The organism is Sphingobium sp. HDIP04 (assembly GCF_000445085.1).
In the GTDB taxonomy this organism is placed as follows: domain Bacteria; phylum Pseudomonadota; class Alphaproteobacteria; order Sphingomonadales; family Sphingomonadaceae; genus Sphingobium; species Sphingobium indicum.
Genome location: NZ_ATDO01000132.1, coordinates 1 through 10,731 on the forward strand (window position 1 = coordinate 1; position 10,731 = coordinate 10,731).

At 65.7% G+C, this 10,731-nt stretch carries 10 protein-coding genes and 1 pseudogene; 8 read left to right on the forward strand and 3 right to left on the reverse strand.

Annotated elements, in window-relative coordinates; all coding sequences use genetic code 11:
* Positions 1-607 (reverse strand): annotated as a pseudogene (locus tag L286_RS45005) (anthranilate synthase component I); the annotation flags it as partial.
* Positions 608-632: 25 nt separating this feature from the next.
* Entirely contained in the window at positions 633-2,582 is a 1,950-nt protein-coding gene (locus L286_RS45010; RefSeq protein ID WP_020820976.1) for a peptidylprolyl isomerase, read from the reverse strand.
* 193 nt (positions 2,583-2,775) lie between these two features.
* Here L286_RS45010 and tpiA point away from each other — a divergent pair, with 193 nt between their 5' ends.
* From tpiA to L286_RS45025, 3 genes are all read left to right on the forward strand, one after another.
* Positions 2,776-3,516 carry a triose-phosphate isomerase gene (tpiA, locus tag L286_RS45015; protein ID WP_020820975.1) on the forward strand — a complete coding sequence of 247 codons (741 nt, stop codon included), beginning with the start codon at positions 2,776-2,778 and terminating at the stop codon, positions 3,514-3,516.
* A 226-nt stretch (positions 3,517-3,742) separates the two neighbouring features.
* Positions 3,743-4,120: a preprotein translocase subunit SecG gene (gene secG / locus L286_RS45020; RefSeq protein WP_007689028.1), complete on the forward strand. Its 378-nt coding sequence runs from the start codon at positions 3,743-3,745 to the stop codon at positions 4,118-4,120.
* 91 nt (positions 4,121-4,211) lie between these two features.
* Positions 4,212-5,846, forward strand: coding sequence for a CTP synthase (locus L286_RS45025; RefSeq protein ID WP_007689030.1), 1,635 nt, complete (start codon positions 4,212-4,214; stop codon positions 5,844-5,846).
* Positions 5,847-5,924: 78 nt separating this feature from the next.
* Here the strand turns inward: L286_RS45025 and L286_RS45030 are convergent, their stop codons facing one another.
* Positions 5,925-7,070 carry a PQQ-dependent sugar dehydrogenase gene (locus tag L286_RS45030; protein WP_020820974.1) on the reverse strand — a complete coding sequence of 382 codons (1,146 nt, stop codon included), beginning with the start codon at positions 7,068-7,070 and terminating at the stop codon, positions 5,925-5,927.
* 167 nt (positions 7,071-7,237) lie between these two features.
* On the opposite strand from L286_RS45030, the gene rimP reads away from it, so the two are divergent.
* The 5 genes from rimP to L286_RS0125050 all read left to right on the forward strand — a co-directional run.
* Positions 7,238-7,762: a ribosome maturation protein RimP gene (gene rimP / locus L286_RS45035; protein WP_020820973.1), complete on the forward strand. Its 525-nt coding sequence runs from the start codon at positions 7,238-7,240 to the stop codon at positions 7,760-7,762.
* A 13-nt stretch (positions 7,763-7,775) separates the two neighbouring features.
* Entirely contained in the window at positions 7,776-9,347 is a 1,572-nt protein-coding gene (gene nusA, locus L286_RS45040; RefSeq protein WP_007689036.1) for a transcription termination factor NusA, read from the forward strand.
* Positions 9,348-9,353: 6 nt separating this feature from the next.
* The gene (locus L286_RS45045) at positions 9,354-9,587 is read left to right on the forward strand and encodes a tautomerase family protein (protein ID WP_020820972.1); all 234 of its coding nucleotides are present in this window, start codon (positions 9,354-9,356) and stop codon (positions 9,585-9,587) included.
* 198 nt (positions 9,588-9,785) lie between these two features.
* A complete protein-coding gene (locus L286_RS45050; protein WP_020820971.1) occupies positions 9,786-10,442 on the forward strand; it encodes a DUF448 domain-containing protein in 657 nt (218 codons plus the stop codon).
* A 70-nt stretch (positions 10,443-10,512) separates the two neighbouring features.
* Positions 10,513-10,731 (forward strand): IF-2-associated domain-containing protein (locus L286_RS0125050; protein ID WP_031293583.1); only part of this gene is annotated, 219 nt, incomplete at its 3' end.

Consider the following 10,731-nt stretch of genomic DNA (forward strand, 5'->3'; position numbering starts at 1 on the left):
CCGCCAGCTTCGCGGCGACCGCGTCGATCCGCTCCAGCGCCTGCTCAACGGCGCGGTCGGCATCGGCAAAGCTGCCCTTCCACACCGGCGCGACCAGGAACAGCGCGTCGGCCAGCCGGTCGAACACCAATATGACGGTCGGCCGCACGAACAGCATGTCCGGCAGAGCGATAGAATTTTCAGGCGGACGCGGCAGCTTTTCCACCAGCCCGACCGTCTCGTAGCCGAAATAGCCGACCAGGCAGGCCAGAGCGGCCGGCAGCGCCGGGTCGAGTTCCGCCCGGCATTCCGCCACCAGCGCCCGCAAAGCATCCAGCGCGTCGGCGCCTTCCGGCACGAAGGCCTGCCGGTCGGTCGCCCATTGCCGGTTGATCTCCGCCGCATGGCCCTGCGCCCGGAAGACGAGGTCGGGGGCCAGGCCGATCAGGCTGTGACGGCCCCGCACAGCGCCGCCCTCGACCGATTCCAGCAGGAAGTCGCCACGGTCGGCCTCGAACAATTTGAGCGCCGCGGAAATCGGCGTGTCGGTGTCGGCGATCTGGCGCCGCCACACCAGCGCGGATCGACCCGCCGCCAGTGCCTTGCGCGCGCTTTCCATGCCGTCCATTGCCGCCGGTCCCCCTGCGCCCATCTTACTGACCGCCGCCATTGGCGCTGGCCAGCGCGCGCTGGACGGAGGCCACGGCATTGGGGTTGCGCTTGACGCCCAGTTCCTTTTCGACGGCGCGCTCGAACTGCTGGCCATATTCCTGGCCCACCACTTCGCTGAGCTGGTCGCGAACCTGGTTGACCAGCGCCTTGTCGCTGCCCGCGTCGCCGCGCTTGATGCCGTTCAACTGCACCACGAAATAGCCCCGATCCTGCCCGGCGGGCAACGTCTTCACGCTGTTGGTCGCCATGGTGAACAGCATCGCCACCTCGGCGGGCGGACGCTGGCCGTCGCGCATGATGTCGGCGCGGCGGCCGCCCACCACTTGCGGCCTGGGCAGGGCGATGCCGGCGGAGGCGACCGCCTCGTCCAGTTTCATGCCCTTGGCGACCTTGGCGCGGATCTGCTCGGCCAGCGCCTTGGCCTTCTCATTGCCCTGGGCAAGCTTGTACTGCATCGCCACCAGCGGCTTCACCTTGGCGAGCGGCGGCGGCGCGGCGGCCTGGATGTCGCCGGGCGCGGCCAGCGCATAGCGCTTCTCCGCCACGATCGGAACCAGTTGCGCGTCGTCGTCCTGGCTCATGCCGAAGACGGGGGCGAGCAGCGGCTTCACGTCAGCCGGAACCTGATAGGCGGCATCCTCCACCTGCTTGCCGGAGGAGACGAGGAAGGGCGTGGTCTCCAGCTTCAGGCCATTGTCCTTCACCACTTCATCGAAGCTGCCGCCATTGGCGATCTGATCCTCTATCTTGCCGGTGAAGTCGTTGAGCAGCCGCTTTTCCTTCTGCGCGCGCAGCGCGGCGACGATCTCGTCCCGCACCGCCGCCAGGGCGCGGGCCGGGGTCGTCCTGACCGCCGTGACGCGCAGCAGCACCCAGCCCAGCGATCCGCGCAGCGGCCCCGCCAGTTCGCCCTGCTTGGCGGCGAAACCGGCATTGGCGACGGCGGCGGATGCGGCGGAGGCCAGCGCTTCCCGGCTCTGGTCCTTCAGTTCGGAGACGGAGAGGCCGGCCGATTGCGCCGCCGCGGCGAGCGACTTGCCGCCCTTCACCTGGTCCGCGATCGCCTTGGCGGCGGCCTGCGTCGGCAGGATCAACTGCTCGAAGCTGCGGCTTTCCCTCGCGGCATAGGCTGCCTTTTTCTGGTTGTAATAGCTGGCGATTTCCGCATCGGTCGGCTGCGCCGCCTGGGCGAAGCGTTCGGCGTCGATCACCGCATAGCGGATGCGGCGCTGTTCCGGAATGGTGTAGCGCGCCGCATTCTTCCTGTAGAAGTCGTCAAGCTGCGCGTCGGTCGGGTCGGCGATGTCCTTGAAAGCGGTGGCGGGAATGACGGCGATGGTGCCCTGGCGCGCCTCCAGCAGCAGCGAGGCATAGGGCAGCACCATGGAGTCGGTCAGCTTCACGCCGAGTCCCAAGGGGGCAAGCATCTGGCGCTCCAATATCTCCCGGCTGATGTCGTCGCGCAGCGCCTGTTCGGTGATCCGTTCGCGCAGCAGCAATTGCCGGAAATTTTCCTGGCTGAAATTGCCGGCCGCATCCTGGAAGGCGGGGATCTGCGCGATCTGGGCATCGACCAGCCGCTTGGAGATATGGACCTTCTGGTCGCTCGCATATTCCTTCAGCGTCATCGACGCGACAAGCTGGTCATAGACCTGCGCCGCGCCGCCCTGCGCCAGGAAGTCGCCGATCTGCAACCCCGGATTGGACCGGCGCGCATTTTCGAACACGCGCTGCACCCGGTCCTGGAATTCGGTCATGGTGAGGCGCGCTCCGCCCGCCCTGGCCGCGGTTTCGCCGCCGCCCATGGACGATCCGAACTTGCCGCTCGTGATGTCCCCCATGATGAAGGCGGCCGCGATGATCCCCAGGAAGATCAGGGCCGCAAAGGCGCCCAATTTGGAGCGGATGAAACGGCGAAAGACTGAAAGCATGAAGGAAAGTCCGTAAAAGCGGCTTTGATGGCGGCCCGCTTTAAGGGCGGATCGTCGCGTGGGCAAGGGGCGGTGGGGCGCCAAGGCTGGACAAATGCCCGCACGCCGTTCATCGGCTCGGCCAACCCGGCGCGCGGATTGGAGAGCCGCGCCGCAGGGAACCGTGCAGCAATAAGCATAAGGGGAAAGATCGATGAGCAGGCGGAAGCTGGTTGTCGGCAACTGGAAGATGAACGGCCTGCGCGCCCAATTGGGCGAGGTGGAGGCCATTGGCGGGCTGGCGCGCGACTATCCGGCGGCGGAAGTCGGGCTGTGCCTGCCCGCGACGCTGATTTCGGCGGCGAATGGCGTGAAGGGCGCGGCCTTCATCGGCGCGCAGGACTGCCATATGAAGGAAAGCGGCGCGCATACCGGCTGCCTCTCCGCCGCCATGCTGGCCGAAGCCGGGGCAAGCTGGACCATCGTCGGCCATAGCGAGCGGCGGCAGGACCAGGGCGAAACCGACGCGGACATCGCGGCGAAGGCGCTGGCGGCCAAGGCTGCGGGGCTGAAGGTCATCCTCTGCGTGGGCGAAAGCCTGGACGTGCGCGACGCGGGGGATGCGGAGGCGGTGGTTTCGGCGCAACTGCTCGCCTCCTTGCCGGAAGGCGCGGCGTCCGACTGGCTGGCCATCGCCTATGAACCGATCTGGGCCATCGGCACGGGCCGGATCCCCACAATGGAAGCGGTCGCCGCGATGCACGCCGCCCTGCGCGCCGCGCTGGCGAGCCGGATCGGCCCGGATGCCGACGCGATGCGAATCCTCTATGGCGGATCGATGAACGGCGACAATGCGGCGGAGCTTCTGGCGCTGGCCGATGTCGACGGCGGCCTGATCGGCGGCGCGAGCCTGACGGCGGCGAAATTCGCCCCGGTGATCGCGGCGGCGGCCTGACCCCAACAAAAAAATAAGCCCCTCCCTTTCAAGGGAGGGGGAAGGGATGGGTGCGAGCGCAGCGAGCTTCCATGCCATCAACCATGCGATAACGCCGCATGCCGCCGCCCACTCACCTCCAACCCCTCCCGCCTGCGGGAGGGGATAGGACGGGGGCGGTTGCCCCGGCGCGCCATCATCGCTATGTGCGCGTCAACGCACCCTTTACCGGACAGATATTCGTCTCATGTTCACCTTCATCCTCGTCGTGCAGGCCATCGTCGCTGCCCTGCTGGTCACCGTCATCCTGATGCAGAAGTCGGAAGGCGGCGGCCTGGGCGTCGGCGGCAGCCCGGCGGGGTTCATGTCGGCGCGCGGCGCGGCGGACTTCCTGACCCGATCGACCACGGTTCTCGCCGGCATCTTCGTGACGCTGTCGGTCGTGCTCGCGGTGATCGCCTCGATCCAGCACCGGCCGAGCGACATCGACACCTCTCTGGTGAAGCAGGCGCCGGCCGCTCCGGCATCCGGTCCGGCCCCGGCGACCGGCAACGATCCGCTGGCCGGCGCTGCTGGCGCGGCGAGCGGCAATGCCGCCAACGGCGCGGTTCCGCTCGCCAACTAAGCCGCCTTACGGTCATTTCGATCTTTTTTCGCACGCGCGATGATTCGCGCGCTTGCCCAACTCGTTTGTAAAAGGCTAAGCCTCTCCTCCCATGGCGCGGTATATTTTCATCACCGGCGGCGTGGTCTCCTCGCTTGGCAAGGGCCTGATGGCCGCTTCGCTCGCAGCACTGCTGCAGGCGCGAGGTTTCCGTGTGCGCATTCGGAAATTCGATCCCTATCTCAACGTCGATCCGGGCACGATGAGTCCCTATCAGCATGGCGAGGTCTATGTGACCGACGACGGGGCGGAAACCGACCTCGATCTTGGCCATTATGAGCGCTTCACCGGCGTTTCGGCGCGGCAGTCGGACAATGTGACGCAGGGCCGGGTCTATCAGACTATCATCCAGCGCGAACGGCGCGGCGACTATCTGGGCGCGACGGTGCAGGTCATCCCGCACGTCACGGACGAGATCAAGGCCTTCGCCCTCGCCGACTCCGACGACCTCGATTTCGTGCTGTGCGAGATCGGCGGCACGGTGGGCGACATCGAATCGCTCCCCTTCATGGAGGCGATCCGCCAGTTGCATAACGATCTGGGGCGCAACCGCTCCATCTTCGTCCATGTGACGCTGGTCCCCTATATCGCGGCGGCGGGCGAGCTGAAGACCAAGCCGACCCAGCACAGCGTGCGCGAACTGACCTCGCTCGGCATCCAGCCCGACATATTGCTCTGCCGCTGCGAACATCCGCTGCCGGAAAGCGAGCGGCGCAAGATCGCCCTCTTCTGCAATGTCCGTCCCGAAGCGGTCATCCCCGCGCTCGACGCCAGCAGCATCTACGCGGTCCCGACGCAATATCATGCGGAGGGGCTGGACGACGAAGTGCTGCGCGCCTTCGGCATCGAAAACGCCCCCGCGCCCAAGCTGGACCGCTGGCACGACATCATGGACCGGCAGCAGAATCCGGAGGGCGAAGTCACCATCGGCGTCGTCGGCAAATATGTCGGCCTGCCCGATGCCTACAAGTCGCTCTATGAGGCGCTGACCCATGGCGGCTTCGCCAACCGGGTGAAGGTCAACATCAAATGGCTGGACGCCGAACTGTTCGAGGAGGAGGGCGCGGACATCGCCGCCCGCCTGGAACCGATGCACGGCATCCTCGTCCCCGGCGGCTTCGGCGTGCGCGGGTCGGAGGGGAAGATCGCCTCCGTCAAATTCGCCCGCGAACGCAACGTGCCCTTCTTCGGCATTTGCCTCGGCATGCAGATGGCCTGCATAGAGGGGGCGCGGAACACGGCGGGCATCGCCAACGCCTCCACCACCGAATTCGGCGAAACCAGCGAGCCGGTCGTCGGCCTCATCACCGAATGGATGAGCAAGGAAGGCCTGCAGAAGCGCACCGCCGAAACCGACCTTGGCGGCACCATGCGGCTGGGCGCCTATCCGGCGAAGCTCACCGGCAACAGCGTCGTCGCGGGCATCTATGACGCCACCGACATCAGCGAACGGCACCGCCACCGCTATGAGGTGAACGCGGGCTATCGCGAACCGCTGGAAAAGGGCGGGCTGATCTTCTCCGGCATGTCCCCCGACGGCACGCTCCCGGAAATCGTCGAGCGGCCCGACCACCCCTGGTTCGTCGGCGTGCAGTTCCATCCGGAACTCAAATCCAAACCCTTCGACCCGCATCCATTGTTCGCCAGCTTCATCGAAGCGGCGGTCAAGCAAAGCCGGTTGGTGTAAGAGAACGGGGCCAAATAGCCCCGTTTTTCGTTTCGGTTCCACAGGCGCAAGGTGTTCCTGCCTTCGCAGGAACACGGATCACCCCTGGGCAGGCGTCAACTTCAACAACCGCCCCCGCGACCCTTGCCCGCCATCCTCCAGCAGCCAGAGCGCCCCGTCCGGACCTTGCTCCACCTCGCGGATACGCGCGCCCATGTCCCACTGGTCGGCCTTGGCGGCATTCTCCCCGTCCAGCTTCACCCGCACCAGCGCCTCGCTCGACAGCCCGCCGATGAACAGCGAATCCTTCCACTGCGGAAACAGGTCGCCCGAATAATAGACAAGCCCGCCCGGCGAGATCACCGGATTCCACCAGACTTTGGGCGCCTCAAACCCGTCGCCCGCCTTATGATCGGGAATGTCCCGCCCATCATAATGGCTGCCATTGGAGGCGAGGGGATAGCCATAATTCAACCCCGGCTTGATCAGATTGACCTCATCCCCGCCCTTCGGCCCCATCTCCTGCTCCCAGAGCCGCCCGTCCTTGTCGAAGGCGATCCCCAGCAGGTTGCGATGCCCATAGGACCAGACCGCCGGATGAAATCCCTTCGCCGCCAACGGATTGCCCGCCGCCGGGCTTCCATCCAGATTCAACCGCAATACCTTGCCCAAGGTCGATTTCGGATCCTGCGCCGGATCGAATTTCTGCCGCTCGCCATTGGTGAAGAACAGATATTTCCCGTCCGGCGAAAAGGCGATCCGCCCCGAATAATGGCCGTTGCCCTCGACATAGGGGCTGGCGCGGAAAATCACCTTCACCCCGTCCAGCTTGGTCGTCCCGTCGCTCGCCTGCTTGAAAATGCCGCGGGCCAGCGCCACGCCCTTGCCCCCCGGACCCGCCTCGGAGAAGCTGAAATAAACCGTCCCATTCTCCGCAAAGCCGGGCGCGGGCACCACGTCCATCAGCGCGCCCTGACCTGCGCTGTCCACCGGCGGAATCCCCGCGACGGGAATTTTCGTCCCGTTCTTCGGATCGAACAGGATCATCTCGCCCGCCTTCTCCGTCACCAGCATCCGCCCGTCCGGCAGGAAGGTCATCGCCCAGGGAGACTCGAAATCCGCGATCACCGAGGTCTTGAACGGCTTTTCCGGGGCCGCATTCTGCCCTGCGGCATTGTCCGCCGAACAGGCGATCGGGGTCATGCTGAGGGTGAGGGGCAGGGCGGTCAGGGCGAAATGGCGCATCTTTTTCCTCCTCGTCGGACGATGAAATGTTCCGCGACAAATAATGTTGCAGCTTTGCGGCATTCTGCCTATATCGCGCTTGCTTCCTTACATCGTCAAACATGTCGGGGTCGCGGGCGAAACGCCTGCGGCAACAGGGAAGCTGCATATTTGCTTGTGGAGACTTCATGGCGGACATCGCCGAACTGACAGCCCTGATCGAACCGGAGGTGAAGGCCCTGGGCTTCGACCTCGTGCGCATCAAGCTGTTCGGGTCGGGTGACGAATATACGCTTCAGATCATGGCGGAGCGCCCGGAAACGAAGCAACTCGTCATAGAGGATTGCGCCGCCATCTCCCGCCGCCTCTCGGACGTGCTGGACGAGGCCGACCCGATCGAGGAGGCCTATCGGCTGGAGGTCAGCTCGCCGGGCATCGACCGCCCGCTGACCCGCATCACCGATTTCCTCGAATGGGCTGGGCATGAGGCGAAGATCGCCGCCACCGAAACCGTCTCCGGCCGCAAGAGCTTCCGGGGCGTGCTGAAAGGCGTGGAGGGCGAGGACATTTTGTTCGCCGACGCCAAGGCCGGGGACGTCGCCATCCCCTTCGCGCTGGTGGGCGATGCCAAGCTGATACTGACCGACGCGCTGATTGCTGCTAGTATGCCGCTCTCCTCCGATGGGGCGGACGAGTTCGAAACCGAAGAGTAAGGGTTTAACGATCATGGCCAACGCCATTTCCGCCAACAAGGCCGAACTGCTCGCCATCGCCAATTCGGTGGCCAGCGAAAAGATGATCGACAAGGCCATCGTCATAGAGGCGATGGAAGACGCGATCCAGCGCGCCGCCCGCGCCCGCTACGGCGCGGAAAACGACATCCGTGCCAAGCTGGACCCGGAAACCGGCGATCTGCGCTTGTGGCGCGTGGTCGAAGTGGTCGAGGTCGTGGACGATTATTTCAAGCAGGTCGACCTGCGCCAGGCGCAGAAGCTGAAGAAGGACGCCGTGATCGGCGACTTCATCGTCGACCCGCTGCCTCCTATCGACCTGGGCCGCATCGACGCCCAGTCGGCCAAGCAGGTGATCTTCCAGAAGGTCCGCGACGCCGAGCGCGAGCGCCAGCATGAGGAATTCAAGGACCGCGTGGGTGAAATCATCACCGGCGTCGTCAAGTCGGTCGAATTCGGCCATGTCGTGGTGAACCTTGGCCGCGCCGAGGGCGTCATCCGCCGCGACCAGCAGATCCCCCGCGAAGTGGTCCGCGTCGGCGACCGCATCCGCTCGGTGATCCTGAACGTGCGCCGCGAAAATCGCGGGCCGCAGATTTTCCTCAGCCGCGCCCATCCCGAATTCATGAAGAAGCTGTTTGCGCAGGAAGTGCCCGAAATCTACGACGGCGTGATCGAGATCAAGGCCGCCGCCCGCGATCCGGGCAGCCGCGCCAAGATCGGCGTCATCAGCCGCGATTCGAGCATCGACCCGGTCGGCGCCTGCGTCGGCATGAAGGGCAGCCGTGTGCAGGCCGTCGTGCAGGAAATGCAGGGCGAGAAGATCGACATCATCCCCTGGTCGGAAGACACGGCGACCTTCGTCGTCAACGCACTCCAGCCCGCGCAGGTCGCGCGCGTCGTCATCGACGAGGAGGAGGAGCGGATCGAGGTCGTCGTTCCCGACGATCAGCTTTCGCTCGCAATCGGCCGCCGCGGCCAGAATGTCCGCCTCGCCAGCCAGCTCACCGGCAAGGCCATCGACATCATGACTGAGGCCGATGCGTCCGAAAAGCGCCAGAAGGAATTTGTCGCCCGCTCCGAGATGTTCCAGAACGAACTGGACGTGGACGAAACCCTCTCGCAGCTTCTGGTGGCAGAGGGCTTCGGCGAACTGGAAGAAGTCGCCTATGTCGGCGTCGAGGAACTGGCCGCGATCGAGGGCTTCGACGAAGACCTAGCCGCCGAATTGCAGAGCCGCGCCCAGGAAGCGCTGGACCGCCGCGAAGCCGCCGCCCGCGAGGAACGCCAGGCGCTGGGCGTCGAGGACGCGCTGGCCGACATGCCGCACCTCACCGAAGCCATGCTGGTGACGCTGGGCAAGGCGGGCATCAAGACGCTGGACGATCTGGCCGATCTCGCCACCGACGAACTGGTTGCGAAGAAGCGCGTCGACCAGCGCCGCCGCCGCGAGAACAAGGAAGAGGACAAGGGCGGCATATTGGCCGAATATGGCCTCACCGAGGAACAGGGCAATGAGATCATCATGGCCGCCCGCGCCCACTGGTTCGAAGGCGAGGAAGCGTAAGCGCAGATGCCCTTCGTAGACATCCGTCTGGCCGGAAACGCCACCCGCGAGCAGAAGGCGGCCATCGTCGCCGACGTCACCCGGTCGCTTGTCGAGCGGCTGGGGAAGTCGCCTGCCGCCGTTCAGGTGGTGATTTCCGGGATTTCGACGGAAAATTACGGCGCAGGCGGCCAACTCATTGCCGACCGCGACGCGCCCAAAGCAGGGGAGGACGCCCATGCCGCGGTCACTTCCCGATGAGAGGTTAAGCTCGCCCCATAGCGCTACCCTACCAACTCCCCTCCCTTCCAGAGAGGGGTTGATCGGAGTCACGTGCCTCCGATCAAGGGTGGGTGCGATTGCATCAGCAATCGCCAGCAACGGCGATTGGGCGAGGGCGGATGCGCGCTACGCGCGACCCACCCCCAACCCCTCCCTGGAAGGGAGGGGAGAAAAAGCATGACCGAACGCAAATGCATCCTGTCCGGCGACCGCGCCGACCCGGAGATGCTGGTGCGCCTCGCCTGCGGCCCGAACGGCGAAATCCTGCCCGACATCCGCGCCAAGGCCCCCGGCCGCGGCGCCTGGATCGGCGTTACCCGCGCCGAACTCGAACAGACCCTCGCCAAGGGCAAGCTCAAGGGCGCGCTCGCCCGCGCCTTCAAGACCGGCGACCTGCACATCCCCGACACGCTGCCCGCGCTGATCGAGGACGGCCTGCGCAAGGCGCTGCTCGACCGCCTGGGGCTGGAGGCGAAGGCGTCCATGGTCCTGACCGGCTCCGAAAAGATCGATGTCGCCTGCCGCAAGGGCGACGTCACGCTGCTGCTCCACGCCGCCGACGCGGCCGCTGACGGCAACCGGAAGCTGGACCAGGCGCTCCGCGTCGGACAGGAGGCCGAGGGCACGGATTTGGCGGGCATCGTCTTGCCTGTGGACCGACACGCCCTATCTATGGCAATGGGGCGGGACAATGTCGTCCATATCGCGGTGACCGACTCGCGTGCGGCGTCACGTCTGCGCGGCGCCATAGGCCGCTTGGAAAGCTATCTGGGTTGCGCTAACGGAGCGCCGGTGCATGGGGAGCGTGACTCCGCAGGGGCACTGGGCGCCTGAGGTAGCATTGGAATGAAGGCGCCGACGGGCCTTGCCGGTCGGGTTGATGTGAAGGGTATAGTTCAGTCGTATGAGTGACAGCAAGGAAGACAAGCCGGTTCTGGGCCGCAAGCCGCTGGGGATCAAGCGCACGGTCGAGTCCGGTCAGGTGCAGCAGCAGTTCAGCCATGGCCGCAAGAATACGGTCGTGGTCGAGGTGAAGCGGCGCCGCATCCTGGGCAAGCCGGGCGAAGCCGGCCACGCTGCGCCTGAGCCGCAGGCCGATCCCACGCCCGTTGCTGCCGCGCCT